Origin of the sequence: Pseudomonas sp. NPDC088890 (assembly GCF_044900155.1) — a bacterium.
Classification (GTDB): Bacteria; Pseudomonadota; Gammaproteobacteria; order Pseudomonadales; family Pseudomonadaceae; genus Aquipseudomonas; species Aquipseudomonas urmiensis.
The window spans coordinates 85713-101251 of record NZ_JBJDNG010000012.1 but is presented as its reverse complement, the minus strand read 5'-3'; the positions used below and the strand labels follow the sequence as shown (position 1 = coordinate 101251).

The following is a 15539-nucleotide window of genomic DNA, read 5'->3' as shown; positions in this document are numbered from 1 at the left end:
AAGAAAGCTACATCCCGGCCAGCCGATCATAACCGAGTCCAGCCCGTGAATCTGTTGCAACATATCGCCCAATCGCGCCATCTGCTGCGCAAATCGGAACTGAAAGTGGCTGACCATGTGCTACTTGATCCGGCTGCCGTCATGCACAGTTCCATGGCGGATCTGGCGCATAACGTCGGTATCAGCGAGCCGACCATCGTGCGTTTCTGCAGGGCGATTGGCTGCTCTGGATTTCAGGACCTCAAGCTCAAGCTTGCGCAAAGCCTGGCCGCTGGCGCCAGCTTCGGCCAGTTCGCGATCCATGAAGACGACTCGGTCGCCGACTACAGCCTGAAGATCTTCGACACCACCCTGCACACCTTGATGGAAGTGCGCGAGCATCTCGATCCGCACGCGCTGCAGCAGGCGGTAACGGCCATGGCCCATGCCCAGCGCGTGGAGTTCTATGGTTTTGGCGCGTCGGGTGCGGTGGCTGCCGATGCCCAGCACAAGTTCTTCCGCCTGCTGCTCAGCGCGGCGGCCTATTCCGACCCGCACATGCAGGCGATGTCGGCAGTGACCTTGAAGCCTGGCGATGTGGCGGTGTGTATCTCTCAGTCGGGGCGTTCCAAGGATCTGTTGATCACCGCCAACCTGGTGCGTGAGAGCGGCGCCAACCTGATTACCCTGTGCCCGAGCCAGACGCCGTTGGCCGAGTTGTCCACGGTCAATCTGGCGATCGATGTGCATGAAGACACCGAGATCTACACCCCGCTGACCTCGCGTATTGCTCACCTGGTGGTGATCGACGTGCTGGCCATGGGCGTGGCCATGGCGCGTGGGCCGAGCCTGGTCAATCACCTCAAGAGCGTCAAGCGCAGCTTGCGTAGCCTGAGGTTGTCGCCCAAGTCGATCAAGGCCATGGACGATTGATTCAGGGTACCGGTGGCGGTTTCATCGCGGGGCAAGCCCGCTTCCAGGTGAGACCGGCACTGACGCGGCACATTTCATCGATCTGTCACCCTTCGGCCGCGAAATCGTAAAATCTTCGAGCCAGTCTGAAACTCCCGCACTCGATCAGGGAGACAGGCAATGGCTCGTGACTTCGATGGCTCGTATCAACCCAACGCCAAGGCTCGCAAGCAAGCTGAGAAAGATCAGCGCCGGATGGAGTTTCGTCGCGCGATCGAAAGCTACTCCGAGCAACGTCAATTGCTGCGCGAAATCGCCGATTATCCCGATCTGAGGGAGATTACCGTGTGGCAGGTATCGGCGGCAGCTTCCCCGAAAAACGCTCCACAAGCGCGCTGATCAGCGCACGTTCGCTGCGAATGAACGCCAGAAATGCCAAGGCCACCGGCGACTGCCGCTTGGCCTTGGACTGCACCACGCACCAGCTGCGGTACAGCGGCAGTTCCTCGACCGGCAACTCCTTGAGCACTCCGGTGGCCAATTCCATGTTCACCGCGTGGCGGGTCAGCAGGGCAACTCCCAAGCCTGCGATCACGCATTCGCGCTGGGCATCGGCGGAGGCCACTTCGAGGGTCTGGGTGAAGTGCACGCGCTTGTCCTTGAAGTACTCCTCGCAGGCCTTGCGCGTACCCGAACCCTGTTCACGGATCAGCAGGGTATGAGGTTCCAGGTCCTGCAGGCGCAACTGCTCCAGCTTGCACAGCGGATGATCCGGCGGCGCCACGGCAACGATCGGATTGTTCAGGAATGGCAAGAACTCCAGGCCCATGTCCTGCGGCACCATGGACATGATGATCAGGTCGTCGCGGTTATCCGAAAGGCGCCGAATGGCCTGGGCGCGATTGACCACCGTCAGGGTCAGGTTGACCTCCGGGTGACGCTGTTTGAAGGCAGCGAACAGGTGTGGCACGAAGTACTTGGCGCTGGATTCGATCGCCAGTTTCAACTGCCCTTGCAGTGAACCCTGCATGTCCGACAGCTGCATATCGAGGTTCTCCAGCCGCCCGAAGATATCCCGGCTGGCGCGCTGCAAGGCCTCGGCGGCTTCGGTGAGGTAGAGTTTCTTGCCGACATATTCGAACAGTGGCTGACCGACCAGCTCTTCAAGCTGGCGGATCTGTAGACTAACGGCGGGTTGCGTCAGCGCCATCTCCTCGGCGGCCCGGCTGTAAGAACGCAAATCGCACACCTCATTGAAGATCTGCAATTGACGCAATGTCATACGCATCAATGACTTACGCATTTTTCTCCGCGCTCCGGCAAAACCTTGTTACGTGACTATAAGCTTTTGCTAATGCTGCCTCTAATAAATATTGATTTTTGTTTATCGTCCTTCAGCGCTAGGGTGAATATGCGACTGGCCAACTGCATCTGGTCACGCGCCGACCGGTAGAACCGGATCGTATGTTCCATCGGCTTTGGGAAGACTCCAGTGATAAAAAAAATCCTGATCGCCAACCGGGGTGAAATCGCAGTTCGGATCGTGCGGGCCTGCGCCGAAATGGGCATTCGCTCGGTGGCGATCTTTTCCGACGCCGACCGGCATGCCTTGCACGTCAAGCGCGCCGACGAGGCCTACAGCATTGGTGCCGAGCCATTGGCCGGCTATTTGAACCCGCGCAAGCTGGTCAACCTGGCTGTGGAAACCGGCTGTGATGCCTTGCATCCTGGCTACGGTTTCCTTTCGGAAAACGCCGAACTGGCAGAAATCTGCGCCGAGCGCGGGATCAAGTTCATCGGCCCGTCCGCCGACGTCATTCGCCGCATGGGCGACAAGACCGAAGCGCGCCGCACCATGATCCAGGCCGGGGTGCCCGTGACCCCAGGTACCGAAGGCAACGTGGCGGATATCCACGAAGCCTTGAGTGAAGGCGAGCGTATTGGCTACCCGGTCATGCTCAAGGCCACCTCCGGTGGCGGCGGCCGTGGTATTCGTCGCTGCAACAGCCGTGAGGAGCTCGAGCAAGCCTTCCCCCGGGTGATCTCCGAAGCGACCAAGGCGTTCGGTTCGGCCGAAGTGTTCCTGGAAAAGTGCATCGTCAATCCCAAGCACATCGAGGCGCAGATCCTGGGTGACAGCTTTGGCAATGTGGTGCACCTGTTCGAGCGTGATTGCTCGATCCAGCGCCGCAACCAGAAGCTCATCGAGATCGCCCCAAGCCCACAGCTGACACCGGAGCAGCGCGCCTACATCGGCGACCTGGCAGTACGTGCGGCCAAGGCGGTGGACTACGAGAACGCCGGTACCGTGGAGTTCCTGCTCGCCGATGGCGAGGTCTACTTCATGGAAATGAACACCCGGGTTCAGGTGGAACACACCATCACTGAAGAAATCACCGGCATCGACGTGGTCCGTGAGCAGATTCGCATCGCCTCCGGCCTGCCACTGTCGGTCAAGCAGGAAGACATCCAGCATCGCGGCTATGCATTGCAGTTCCGCATCAATGCCGAAGACCCGAAGAACAACTTCCTGCCCAGCTTCGGCAAGATCACCCGTTACTACGCACCGGGCGGCCCAGGCGTGCGTACCGACACGGCGATCTATACCGGCTACACCATTCCGCCGTTCTACGACTCGATGTGCCTGAAACTGGTGGTCTGGGCGTTGACCTGGGAAGAGGCCATGGACCGCGGCCTGCGGGCCCTGGACGACATGCGTGTGCAGGGGGTCAAGACCACCGCCGCGTACTACCAGGAAATCCTGCGTAATCCGGAATTCCGTAGCGGCCAGTTCAATACCAGCTTCGTTGAAAGCCACCCAGAACTGACCAACTACTCGATCAAGCGCAAACCCGAAGAGCTGGCCCTGGCCATCGCCGCCGCCATCGCCGCCCACGCAGGCCTGTGAGGAACCCCATAATGTCCAAGAAAATTCACGTAACCGACACGATCCTGCGCGACGCCCACCAGTCCCTGCTGGCCACCCGCATGCGCACCGAAGACATGCTGCCGATCTGCGAAAAGCTCGACAAGGTCGGCTACTGGTCGCTGGAAGTGTGGGGCGGCGCCACCTTCGACGCCTGCGTGCGCTTCCTCAAGGAAGACCCGTGGGAGCGCCTGCGCAAACTGCGTGCGGCACTGCCCAACACCCGCCTGCAGATGCTCCTGCGCGGGCAGAACCTGCTCGGCTACCGCCACTACAGCGATGATGTGGTCAAAGCCTTCGTGGCCAAGGCTGCGGTCAACGGCATCGACGTATTCCGCATCTTCGATGCGATGAACGACGTGCGTAACTTGCGCGTGGCCATCGAAGCGGTCAAGGCTGCCGGCAAGCACGCCCAGGGCACCATCGCCTACACCACCAGCCCGGTGCACACCATCGATGCCTTCGTTGCCCAGGCCAAGCAGATGGAAGCCATGGGTTGCGACTCGGTGGCAATCAAGGACATGGCCGGCCTGCTGACCCCATACGCCACCGGCGAGCTGGTCAAGGCGCTGAAGGCCGAGCAGTCGCTGCCGGTGTTCATCCACTCGCACGACACCGCCGGCCTGGCTGCCATGTGCCAGCTCAAGGCGGTAGAAAACGGCGCCGACCACATCGACACCGCCATCTCCAGCTTCGCCTGGGGCACCAGCCACCCAGGCACCGAGTCGATGGTCGCCGCGCTCAAGGGCAGCGAGTTCGATACCGGTCTGGATCTGGAATTGCTGCAGGAAATCGGCCTGTACTTCTACGCGGTGCGTAAGAAGTACCACCAGTTCGAGAGCGAATTCACTGCGGTGGACACTCGCGTTCAGGTCAACCAGGTGCCTGGTGGGATGATTTCCAACCTGGCCAACCAACTCAAGGAGCAGGGCGCTCTCAACCGCATGAACGAAGTGCTGGCGGAGATCCCGCGGGTGCGTGAAGACCTCGGCTTCCCGCCGCTGGTCACCCCGACTTCGCAGATCGTCGGTACCCAGGCGTTCTTCAACGTGCTGGCCGGTGAGCGCTACAAAACCATCACCAACGAGGTGAAGCTGTACCTGCAAGGCGGTTACGGCAAAGCGCCTGGCGTGGTCAACGAGCAGCTGCGCCGCCAGGCGATCGGCAGCGAAGAGGTGATCGACGTCCGCCCAGCCGATCTGCTCAAACCAGAAATGACCAAGCTGCGTGCCGAGATCGGTGCCCTAGCTAAAAGCGAAGAGGACGTACTGACCTTCGCCATGTTCCCGGACATTGGCCGCAAGTTCCTCGAAGAACGTGAAGCTGGCAGCCTCAAGCCTGAAGAGCTGCTGCCAATCCCTGAAGCGGGCGCTGCCGCGTCGGTGGGCGGCGAGGGCGTACCGACCGAGTTCGTCATCGACGTCCACGGCGAGACCTACCGCGTCGACATCACCGGTGTCGGCGTCAAGGCCGAAGGCAAGCGGCACTTCTATCTGTCGATCGATGGCATGCCGGAAGAAGTGGTGTTCGAGCCGCTCAACGACTTCGTTGGCGGTGGCGGCAGCAAGCGCAAGCAGGCCAGTGGTCCCGGCCACGTCAGCACCACCATGCCGGGCAACATCGTCGATGTGCTGGTCAAGGAAGGTGATGTGGTCAAGGCGGGTCAGGCGGTACTGATCACCGAAGCGATGAAGATGGAGACCGAAGTGCAAGCGGCCATCGCAGGCAAAGTCGTCGCCATTCATGTGGCTAAAGGTGACCGGGTAACCCCGGGCGAAATCCTGATCGAGATCGAAGGCTGAGGCCAGCCTTCATCTACAAGCGGTTAACCTCACTGGGGAGCGATAGCTCCCCTTTTTTTTGTGTTTGACCGCTATCGCGGGGCAAGCCTACCCGTGGGAGCGGGCTTGCCCCGCGATAGCGGTGGTACTGACAACGCCTCACTTCAGCTTGGCACGACAAGCTTGCAGTGATTCCACCTGCCCCTGGGCCGGTTGGTTATCCTCGCTCAACCACCGCTCAAACCCCGCCGCCACCCCTGGCCACTCTTCATCGGTAATCGAGTACCAGGCCGTATCGCGGTTCTGCCCCTTGATCACCATGTGATTGCGGAATACCCCCTCGTAGGTAAAGCCAAAGCGCTCCGCCGCCCGCTTGGAACGGGCGTTGGCGTTGTTGCACTTCCACTCCAGGCGACGATTGCCCAGCTCAAAACCCAGCTTGCCCAGCAAAAACACCGCTTCAGTACCCTTCGGTGTGCGCTGCATGGCTGCACTAAAGGCGATGTGGCCGATCTCGATGCGGCCATGCTCGGGCACGATCGACATCAGGCTGAGAATGCCCTGCACCTGGCCGTTGGTGCGGTCGATGACACTATAGAACAGCGGGTCGCGACTGGCCGCGTTGCCCTCCAGCCAGCGGTCGAAGGCGGCGCGCTCGGCAAATGGGCCGTATGGCAGGTAGTTCCACAGCGTCGGGTCAGACTCGGGGCCTTGCAGCACATCCCACAGGTCTTCGCCATGGCGTCTCGCATCAAGCTTTTCCAGGCGAATGAACCGCCCCTCGATGGGCTCGGCCTGAGGAACGATAGCGGGCTTCCAGTGCGACAGCTGACTCATATGTGGCTCCTGTGTTACAGCGCTTTGCGAAATTGGATGAAGCCCGGACGTTCCGCGACCTGTTCGTACAGGCTGATGGCGGTAGCGTTGGTCTCGTGAGTCAGCCAGTGCACCTTGATGCAGCCAGCGGCCTTGGCTGTGGCATACACCTGTTCGATCAACCGGCGGCCAACACCCAGGCCACGCTGATCTGCGTCTACGTACAGATCCTGCAGGTAGCAGGAATTTTCGATGCTCCAGTTGGAACGATGATAGATCCAGTTGACCATGCCCACCGCCTTGCCATCGACCCAGGCCAGCGCTGAATGGGTGGGCTCCTGCGGGTCGAGCAGGCGCTGCCAGGTTACCGTGCTGACCTCGGCGGGCAGCTCGGTCTGGTAGAAGCGCAGATAGGCTTGCCACAGAGGCAGCCAGGCGGCGTGGTCGTTGGCATTGACCGGGCGGATGGTGACGGTGGACATGGGGCTATCCCTTCAGAGTGGGCGCATATGCGCGGCAAGTTGTTGGTCCTGATGATCGGCGCTGTTGGCCAAGCCTTCGCGCACGCCTGCGATGTCCTCGGCCGAACGGTTCTGACTGAGCTTGCGCGCACCTTGCAGGCGGGTGATGGGCAAGCGGAAACCGACAATCGCGCGCAGCATGCCGTCGATGTAGTCACTGGGCGCGTCACTGACTTTCCATGGTTGGCTGCGGCCTTGCTCATGCAGGCCGCTCAGGCGGCTGACGATGTCCAGCAGGCCGGCTGCATCGTGGATCACTTGAGCACAGCCGTAGGCATGCACGGCCAGGTAGTTCCAGGTGGGGACCACCTTGTGGTGCTCGGCCTTGCTTGGGTAGAAGCTCGGGCTGACGTAGGCGTCGGGCCCGGCGAACACCATCAACGCTTCGCCGCCTTGTTCCAGGGCCTGCCATTGCGTGTTGGCCTTGGCCAGGTGGCCGTAGACGGTGCCGAACTCGCCTTCGCCTGTGTCGATCAGTACTGGTAGGTGGCTGGCGAGCAAGCCTTGCTCGCCATGCGTCACCAGCACGGCCAGGCGGGTTTCCAGCATCTGCTGGTGCAGGCGCCCAAGGTCGTGCTCCTGATGGGGTTTGCTGTTGTACATGGCAGGTTCCTTGTCGAATGGCCCCATCCTAGGCAGGCTATTGGTCTAGGTTAAGAGCCATTCAAGACAGATTTGATAGGTCCAATCCCATGAGCGAACGCCCCATCGTGTTGCCCTTCGACCCCGCTGGGATCGTCCTCGATCAACGTCGCGGCCTCAGCCAGCAGCTCTACCAGGCTTTGCGTGCGCGGGTGCTGGATGGCCGCCTGAGCAGCGGCACACGGCTGCCGGCCACCCGCGATCTGGCCAGCATGTTGGCGCTTTCGCGCAACAGCGTAGTGCGTGCCTACGACCAGTTGTATGCCGAGGGTTACATCGAAAGCCGGGTAGGGGACGGCACCTATGTAAGTCAGCTGCCAAAACTATCCACACAACTGTCCACAGGGTTATCCCGTGGGTTATCAACAGGCTTATCCACATTTCCTGTGTCTGATACTGTTGATTTGTCCAGCAGTGACCGCTCCAGCGAGCCTCTGGAGCGTCTGAAAAATCATCATTTGCCTGCGCCCAGAAGCGGTCCACCGCGGGCGTTTCGGGTGGGTATTCCTGCCTTCGATCTATTCCCATTCGACGTGTGGGCCAAGCTGCAAGCGGGTTTCTGGCGAAATCCAGAGCCTGCGCAGCTAGGCTATGGCGACCCGGCAGGAGAGCCTCAGCTGCGTGAATTGATTGCCGCCTACCTGCGCCGCTCCAGGGGCATGTCGTGCAGCGCTGGACAAATTGTGATCACCAGTGGCGCACAGGAGGCCATCAGCCTTTGTGCACAGTTGCTATTGCATCCCGGCGAGGCGGTGGCTGTGGAAAACCCAGGGTATCGCGCCGCTGGGCACGCCTTTGCCCTCGCCGGTGGGCGAGTGCGTGGGGTGCCAGTGGATGACGAGGGGCTCGATTGCGCCAAGCTCGCACAATTGGCTGATTGTCGTTTGGCCTATGTAACGCCGGCCCATCAGTACCCCACAGGGGTGACCATGAGCCTGGCCCGGCGTTTGTCGCTGCTGGCCTGGGCCGAGCGCCAGGATGGCTGGATCATCGAGGACGACTACGACGGTGAGTACCGCTACAGCGGCGCGCCGCTGGCGCCGTTGGCGGCACTCGATCGGCAGGGGCGGGTGCTGTACGTCGGCACCTTCGGCAAGATCGCCTTTCCCGCGCTGCGCTTGGGTTACCTGGTGTTGCCGCAGCGTTTGGTCGAGGCGTTCAGTCAGGCCCGGGCCTTGGCGGTGCGGCATTCGGAAGTGGGTACCCAGTGTGTGATGGCCCAGTTCATGGCCCAGGGGCATTTTCTGCGGCATATCCGTCGCATGCGCCGGGCGGCGTTGAGCCGGCGCAATGTGCTCAAGGCAGGGTGGCCGGAGGGAGTTGCCGGCTTGGGGGCGATGCCGGAGGTGTCGGCGGGGCTGCATGTGAAAGTGGCTGTGGATAACCTTGCCCGCGAGCGTGAATTGGTCGCACAGGCCGAGGCGGTAGGGGTGGAGGTGAATCCGTTGAGTAGTTACTGGTTGGAGGACAGCGAGGTGCCTGTGGATAAGCGGGCGGGGCTGGTGCTGGGGTTTGCGGCGGTGCCGCAGGCGCAGATTGCCGATGCGTTGATGCGCTTGCGTAAGGCCTGGAGGTAGCCAGACCTACTTTGCGGCCTATCGCGGGGCAAGCCCGCTCCCACGATTCAAGCGCTCTAGGGATCGTTGCGTGGGAGCGGGCTTGCCCCGCGATGGGCTGCGTCGCAGCCCCAAAATCTCCAATCAGGTCCCGGACTTGATTCGCGTCCAAGCCCGAGTCCGCGCCCGTTCGGCATCCCGTGGCAGCGGCTTGAGCGTGTACAGCTTGGCCATCGCTTCCTCGGTCGGATACAGATTCGGGTTATTCCGAATCGCTGGGCTGACCTTCTGCGTCGCATCCTTGTTCGGATTCGGATACCCGACAAAGTCGCTGATCGGCGCAATTACCTCCGGGCGCAGCAGGTAGTTGATGAACACATGCGCATCCTCAGGATTGGCCGCGCCTTTCGGAATCGCCAGCATATCGAACCAGATCGGCGCACCTTCTTTGGGCAGGCGCATATCCACCACCACGCCATTCTTGGCATCGCGCGCGCGGTTGGCGGCTTGGGAGAAGCTGCCGGAGTAGCCTACGGCCACACAGATATCGCCATTGGCGATGTCCGCCATGTACTTGGAGGAGTGGAAGTAGGTGATGTGCGGGCGAATCTTCAGCAACAGTGCTTCGGCTTTCTTGTAGTCATCCGGCTTGCCGCTATTAGGGTCCAGGCCCAGGTACTTCAACGCCAGTGGCAGGATCTCGGACGGCGAATCGAGCAGGGCCACACCACACTGTTTGAGCTTGGCGATGTTTTCTTCCTTGAAGATCAGGTCCCAGCTGTCCACCGGGGCATCGGCGCCGAGCACAGCCTTGACCTTGTCTGGGTTGAAGCCGATCAGCACGGTGCCGTACATGTAGGGCACGGCGAACTTGTTACCGGGATCGTTGGCTTCGATCAGCTTCATCAGTGCTGGGTCCAGGTGCTGCCAGTTCGGCAGCTTGCTGCGGTCCAGCGGCTGGAACACGCCAGCCTCGATCTGCTTGGCCAGGAACACGTTGGACGGCACCACCACGTCATACCCGGAGTTGCCGGTGAGCAGCTTGGCTTCCAACGCCTCGTTGGTGTCGAAGATGTCGTAGACCAGCTTGACCTGGCTGTCCTTCTGGAAGTCGGTCAGGGTCTGCGGGGTGATGTAGTCGAACCAGTTGTAGACGCGCAGGGTGCGCTGTTCGGCATGGGCTTGCAGGGCGCCAGCGGCAAGGCCGGCGACCAGCAAGGGGGCAAACAGTCGCTTGAGTCGTTTCATGGCCTGGCTCCTGGTTGGGCGCGCTGGAAGCCCTCCAGCACATTGACCGCGTTGATGCCGATTTCCTCCACAGCGTAGCCGCCTTCCATCACGAACAAGGTTGGCTTGCCGAGCCGGGCGATGCGCTCGCCCATTTGCAGGTAGTCGGGGCTGTCGAGTTTGAACTGCGAGATCGGGTCATCCTTGAAGGTGTCCACGCCCAGGGATATCACCAGCACGTCCGCTGCATAGGCATCGATGCGCTGGCAGGCGTCTTCCAGGGCCTGGCTCCAGGCCGCCCAGTCGCTACCGGCGGGCAACGGATAATTGATGTTGCAGCCTTCGCCAGCGCGCTCGCCAGTCTCGTCGGCGTAGCCGAGGAAGAACGGGAACTCATCGACCGGATCGCCGTGGATCGAGGCGAAGAACACATCGTTGCGGCTGTAGAAGATGTCCTGGGTGCCGTTGCCGTGGTGGTAGTCGACGTCGAGGATCGCCACCTTGCTGTGGCCTTGGTCGAGAAAGGCTTGGGCAGCGATGGCGGCGTTGTTCAGGTAGCAGTAGCCGCCCATGACTTCGCCAGCAGCGTGGTGCCCAGGAGGTCGGCACAGGGCGAACGCCGAATGGGCGCCTTGCTGGATGGCCGCCTGTGCGGTCAGCGCGACCTGCGCGGCGCTGTAGGCTGCTTGCCAGGTGCCCGCAGTGATCGGCGCGCCGGCATCGAAGCTGTAGTAGCCCAGCTCGCCGTGCAGCCCGGTCGGTTTGACCTGGCGCAGGGTGCGTGCCGGCCAGGTGAACGGCAGCAAGTCGCCGTCATGGCCCAGTGCGGCCCAGCGGGCCCAGGCGCCTTCGAAGAAGTTCAGGTAGTCGGCGCTGTGGATCCGCTGTAGGGGTGCACGGCCGAAATCGGTCGGGCCTTGGACTGGGCCCAGGTTGCGCTTTTTGACTTGATCGAGGACATGATCAGCGCGCGAGGGCATTTCAAAGCAAGGCATCAGCTTGCCATCGATCAGCTCGCAACGGCCGTGGTGCAGGCGGTGATCATCGGAATAGATCGTCAGCATTTGTTGTTCTCCGAAGGTTACTGGCGTTGGCCCATTGTCAGTGGCTGGCCGGTGCTGGAGAACGATGGTGGTGGCCAAAAGGGGATCGATGTGGCCAAGGCGTGTGAGTCGGTAAGCACGTTTTGTGGTTGATAGGTCGGGCCTCTTCGCGGGCAAGCCCGCTCCCACAGGGTTTTGCATTGCCCCTAAGATCTGTGTTGCAGGCGTGTATGCCGCTCTTGAAGCTGGCGCGGTACCTGTGGGAGCGGGCTTGCCCGCGAAGAGGCCGGAACGGGTCAACCGCGAAAATGGCTGGGCGCCACGCCGCTCCAGCGCTGGAAGGCATGGCGGAAACTGGCGGTCTCGCTGAAGCCCAAGGTCTCGGCAATCCGATAGATCGGCATTTGGTCCTCGGCCAGCAGCTGCTTGGCCCGCTCGAAGCGCAGCTCATCCAGCAGCTGTTGATAACTACTGCCCAGCGCTTGCAGATGGCGGCGCAGGGTGCGCGACGAGCAGTTCATCTGCCGCGCCAAACCTTCCAGCCCAGGCGCTGCGTCCAACTGCTGGATCAGCAACTGGCGAATCCGCCCCAGCCAGGCCTGGCGCCCGGTGAACTCAAGGTTCAATAGCCGGCAGCGCTCGCTCATGGCTTTATGAGTTACCGGATCGGCCAACGGCAGCGGCATGTCCAACCAGCGCCGTTCGAAGGCAAAGGCGTTGTCGCCGGCGGCAAACCCCAACGGGCAGGGGAATGCACCGCTATAAAGCGCGTGATAGCTGGGTTGGGCATGTTCGAAGCGTGCTGCCAGCAACGGCAGCGGGCGGCCAAGCAGGTCGTCGCAGATGGTTTTCAGCGACACCAGGCAGAACTCGGCATTGAAAGTCGCCAGCGCTGGGCTGTCGCGGTAATCGCTGGCGCTGAACCAGATTCGCTGGCCATCGTCGATCAGGCGAAGCTCGAAGACTGTTCCCAGCAGTGCCGGATAGCGCAGGGCCAGGCGCAGGGCGTCACCCAAAGTGGCACTGGAGAGCAAGGCGTAACCGAGCATGCCGTAGCACGACACATGCATGCGCCGGCCCAGCTCCAGGCCGATCTCCTCGCGCCGGGCCACGGCGTTGGCACACACCTGCAATTCTTGCTGAGTGGTGATGCGCGCATCGGCATGGCCCAGGTCAGCCGGGCCAATGCCGCTGCCGGCTAGCAGGCTCGACGCATCGCAGCCGCTCTCTTGGAAAACCTTGAGAATCAGCGAAACGGCGTTGAGGGTGGTCAGGTGGCTGTGCAGCATGCTCGGCAATCCCGTGGGTTGGGAGCCATTATGGAGCAAGTTGTGTGCCGGGCGTCTGTTCCAAGCCGGGATAAAAAAAGGGCCCGGAGCGTGCGCTCGGGCCCTTGAAAGGTCGAGAGGTGTCTAGTCCCTCAAACCTGGTGAGACAGGTTGCAGTCGTCGGTTACGCCTTCAGCGGCACCAGACGTGGAGCGATCATGTTTTCCGGACGCAGGATGTCGTTGAGCATCGCTTCGTCCAGCAGCTTCTCTTCGCGCACCAACTCCAATACGCCGCGGCCGGTTTCCAGGGCAACGCGGGCGATACGGGTGGCGTTTTCGTAGCCGATGTACGGGTTCAGGGCGGTGACCAGGCCGATCGAGTGCTCGACCAGTTCACGGCAGCGCTGTTCGTTGGCAGTGATGCCGACGATGCAGTGCTCGCGCAGCATGTCCATGGCGCGTTGCAGCAGGCGGATCGAGTCGAAGATCTTGTAGGCGATCAGCGGCTCCATCACGTTCAGCTGCAGCTGGCCACCTTCGGCGGCGACGGTCAGTGCCAGGTCGTTGCCCATGATGGCGAAGGCCACTTGGTTGACGGCTTCCGGGATTACCGGGTTGACCTTGCCTGGCATGATCGAGCTGCCTGGCTGACGCGCTGGCAGGTTGATTTCGTTGATGCCGGTACGTGGGCCGCTGGACAGCAGGCGCAGGTCGTTGCAGATCTTCGACAGCTTGACCGCGGTACGCTTGAGCATGCCGGAGAACAGCACGAAGGCGCCCATGTCGGAGGTGGCTTCGATCAGGTCGGCAGCCGGAACCAGCGGCTGGCCGCTGATGGTTGCCAGGCGCTGTACCGCCAGCATCTGGTAGCCCGGGTCGGCGTTGATGCCGGTACCGATGGCGGTGCCGCCCAGGTTGATTTCGGTGAGCAGTTCCGGCGCCAGCGAACGCAGACGGTTGAGGTCTTCGGTCATGGTGGTGGCGAAGGCGCGGAATTCCTGGCCGAGGGTCATCGGCACGGCGTCTTGCAGCTGGGTACGGCCCATCTTCAGGACGTGGTCGAACTCTTTACCCTTGGCCGCGAAGGCTTGGATCAGGCTGTCGAGGCTGGCCAGCAGGGCGTCGTGACCCAGCAGCAGACCCAGGCGGATCGCGGTCGGGTAGGCGTCGTTGGTCGACTGCGCCATGTTGACGTCGTTGTTCGGGTGCAAGTACTGGTACTCACCCTTCTGGTGACCCATGGCCTCCAGCGCGATGTTGGCGATCACTTCGTTGGCGTTCATGTTGGTAGAAGTACCAGCACCGCCTTGAATCATGTCCACCACGAACTGCTCATGGTAGTCACCGCGGATCAAACGGGCGCAAGCCTCGCTGATGGCGGCGTGCTTGGCATCGCTCAAGTGCCCCAGCTCACGGTTGGCGTCAGCAGCTGCCTGCTTGACCATCGCCAGGCCGACTACCAGTTTCGGGTAGTGCGACAGCGGAACACCGGAGAGGTGGAAGTTGTTGGCAGCGCGCAGAGTCTGGATGCCGTAGTAGGCATCGGCAGGGACTTCAAGGGTACCAAGCAGATCTTTTTCGACGCGGAACGATGCAGCGGAGGACATGATGGATATCATCTCGAGTTTGACCCGGCACCTGCCGGAATGGCGCCAATCCTAGGCCGGGGCAGATTTGTCGGCCAATGCTGTTAGACGCTAACCTATGCACAAACGGCATAGTGATTGATGTGACGTCAATTGACATTCGAGCGTGTTCCATTTTGGTGCACGCCGGGAGATGGCTTCATGAACCTCGAAAGCAAATGGCTGGAAGATTTCAGCGCGCTGGCCTCAACGCGTAGTTTTTCCCAGGCGGCGGAGCGACGTTTCGTCACCCAGCCAGCCTTCAGTCGACGCATACGCAGCCTGGAAGCAGCACTTGGCCTGACCTTGGTGAATCGTTCCCGCACGCCGATCGAACTGACTGAGGCGGGGCAGCTGTTTCTCGTCACGGCGCGTACGGTTGTCGACCAGTTGAGCGAAGTTCTGCGCCATTTGCATCATCTAGAAGGTGGCCAAGGCGAGGTCATCCAGGTAGCGGCGGCGCACTCGTTGGCGTCGGGGTTTTTCCCCCGTTGGGTGGCCCAGTTGCGCAACGATGGTTTGAACATCGCCACGCGCCTGGTTGCGACCAACGTCGGTGATGCGGTGCATGCCTTGCGCGAAGGTGGCTGCGATTTGATGCTGGCCTTCTATGACCCCGATGCGGCGCTGCAGATGGATGCCGAGATCTTCCCGTCATTGCACATGGGCACCACCGAGATGCTGCCGGTATGCGCCGTTGGTCCTGACGGCAAGCCGTTGTTCGATCTGGAAGGTGACGCCAGCGTGCCGCTGCTGGCCTACAGCGCTGGAGCATTCCTCGGGCGTTCGGTGAGTCTTCTGCTGCGCCAGCGCAACCTGCGCTATACCACTGTCTATGAAACGGCGATGGCCGACAGCCTTAAAAGCATGGCCCTCGAGGGTATGGGCGTGGCCTGGGTCCCACGGCTGTCGATGCAGGGCGAACTGGCCCGCGGTGAGCTGGCCGTTTGCGGCAGCAGCGCCTGGCACGTGCCGCTGGAAATTCGTCTGTACCGCTGCGCCCTGGTACGCAAGGCCAACGTGCGCTTGCTGTGGCGCAAGCTCGAAGGCGGCGCAGTTGACTCAAAAGTCAGCCAAACCCCCGAAAAATAAGGCTGACAGTTGGTCGCCAGGGGTGCCGAGATGCTATCGCGTTACGTTATACTGCGCGGCCCCTCGACCGGATAGATTCCGGTCATGATCAGCAAACAAGCCACGCCGGTCGTCCCGCGTGGCTTGTTGTTTTTTGACGCGCCTGCGGG

At 61.6% G+C, this 15539-nt stretch carries 14 protein-coding genes; 6 read left to right on the top strand and 8 right to left on the bottom strand.

Annotated features, from left to right (window positions below; all coding sequences use genetic code 11):
• The first annotated feature begins 45 nt into the window (after positions 1-45).
• Both hexR and ACI2JX_RS21570 read left to right on the top strand, forming a co-directional pair.
• The gene (gene hexR / locus ACI2JX_RS21575) at positions 46-912 is read left to right on the top strand and encodes a transcriptional regulator HexR (protein WP_186553073.1); all 867 of its coding nucleotides are present in this window, start codon (positions 46-48) and stop codon (positions 910-912) included.
• Positions 913-1071: 159 nt separating this feature from the next.
• Entirely contained in the window at positions 1072-1290 is a 219-nt protein-coding gene (locus tag ACI2JX_RS21570) for a PA3496 family putative envelope integrity protein (protein ID WP_264234082.1), read from the top strand.
• On the opposite strand, the gene ACI2JX_RS21565 is transcribed toward ACI2JX_RS21570, so the two are convergent.
• A complete protein-coding gene (locus ACI2JX_RS21565; RefSeq protein ID WP_319004487.1) occupies positions 1232-2194 on the bottom strand; it encodes a LysR family transcriptional regulator in 963 nt (320 codons plus the stop codon). The two genes, ACI2JX_RS21570 and ACI2JX_RS21565, sit on opposite strands and share 59 nt — an antisense overlap.
• A gap of 189 nt (positions 2195-2383) precedes the next feature.
• Here ACI2JX_RS21565 and ACI2JX_RS21560 point away from each other — a divergent pair, with 189 nt between their 5' ends.
• Positions 2384-3799: an acetyl-CoA carboxylase biotin carboxylase subunit gene (locus ACI2JX_RS21560; protein WP_186553070.1), complete on the top strand. Its 1416-nt coding sequence runs from the start codon at positions 2384-2386 to the stop codon at positions 3797-3799.
• Between the two features lie 11 nt (positions 3800-3810).
• Entirely contained in the window at positions 3811-5619 is a 1809-nt protein-coding gene (gene oadA, locus ACI2JX_RS21555) for a sodium-extruding oxaloacetate decarboxylase subunit alpha (RefSeq protein WP_264234080.1), read from the top strand.
• Positions 5620-5757: 138 nt separating this feature from the next.
• Here oadA and ACI2JX_RS21550 read toward each other — a convergent pair whose 3' ends face one another.
• The 3 genes from ACI2JX_RS21550 to ACI2JX_RS21540 are packed head-to-tail and all read right to left on the bottom strand — an operon-like array spanning position 5758 to position 7538.
• A complete protein-coding gene (locus ACI2JX_RS21550; RefSeq protein ID WP_404690949.1) occupies positions 5758-6435 on the bottom strand; it encodes a GNAT family N-acetyltransferase in 678 nt (225 codons plus the stop codon).
• 14 nt (positions 6436-6449) lie between these two features.
• Entirely contained in the window at positions 6450-6896 is a 447-nt protein-coding gene (locus ACI2JX_RS21545) for a GNAT family N-acetyltransferase (RefSeq protein ID WP_264234077.1), read from the bottom strand.
• A gap of 12 nt (positions 6897-6908) precedes the next feature.
• Entirely contained in the window at positions 6909-7538 is a 630-nt protein-coding gene (locus tag ACI2JX_RS21540) for an FMN-binding negative transcriptional regulator (protein ID WP_404690948.1), read from the bottom strand.
• An 89-nt stretch (positions 7539-7627) separates the two neighbouring features.
• Here ACI2JX_RS21540 and ACI2JX_RS21535 point away from each other — a divergent pair, with 89 nt between their 5' ends.
• Positions 7628-9154, top strand: a complete 1527-nt coding sequence (locus ACI2JX_RS21535; RefSeq protein WP_404690947.1) for a PLP-dependent aminotransferase family protein — start codon at positions 7628-7630, stop codon at positions 9152-9154.
• Positions 9155-9277: 123 nt separating this feature from the next.
• On the opposite strand, the gene ACI2JX_RS21530 is transcribed toward ACI2JX_RS21535, so the two are convergent.
• The 4 genes from ACI2JX_RS21530 to aspA form a co-directional block, all read right to left on the bottom strand.
• Complete coding sequence (locus ACI2JX_RS21530) at positions 9278-10381, bottom strand: polyamine ABC transporter substrate-binding protein (protein WP_264234071.1); 1104 nt, start codon at positions 10379-10381, stop codon at positions 9278-9280.
• On the bottom strand, positions 10378-11424 hold the full coding sequence (locus ACI2JX_RS21525) for a histone deacetylase family protein (RefSeq protein WP_404690946.1): 1047 nt from the start codon (positions 11422-11424) through the stop codon (positions 10378-10380). Before ACI2JX_RS21525 ends, ACI2JX_RS21530 begins: the two co-directional genes overlap by 4 nt.
• A gap of 275 nt (positions 11425-11699) precedes the next feature.
• The gene (locus ACI2JX_RS21520) at positions 11700-12692 is read right to left on the bottom strand and encodes an AraC family transcriptional regulator (RefSeq protein WP_264234067.1); all 993 of its coding nucleotides are present in this window, start codon (positions 12690-12692) and stop codon (positions 11700-11702) included.
• A gap of 163 nt (positions 12693-12855) precedes the next feature.
• Positions 12856-14280 (bottom strand): aspartate ammonia-lyase, encoded by a 1425-nt coding sequence (aspA, locus tag ACI2JX_RS21515; protein WP_186553061.1) that lies wholly within the window; start codon positions 14278-14280, stop codon positions 12856-12858.
• 180 nt (positions 14281-14460) lie between these two features.
• Here aspA and ACI2JX_RS21510 point away from each other — a divergent pair, with 180 nt between their 5' ends.
• Positions 14461-15390 carry a LysR substrate-binding domain-containing protein gene (locus tag ACI2JX_RS21510; protein WP_264234064.1) on the top strand — a complete coding sequence of 310 codons (930 nt, stop codon included), beginning with the start codon at positions 14461-14463 and terminating at the stop codon, positions 15388-15390.
• Positions 15391-15539 lie beyond the last annotated feature (149 nt).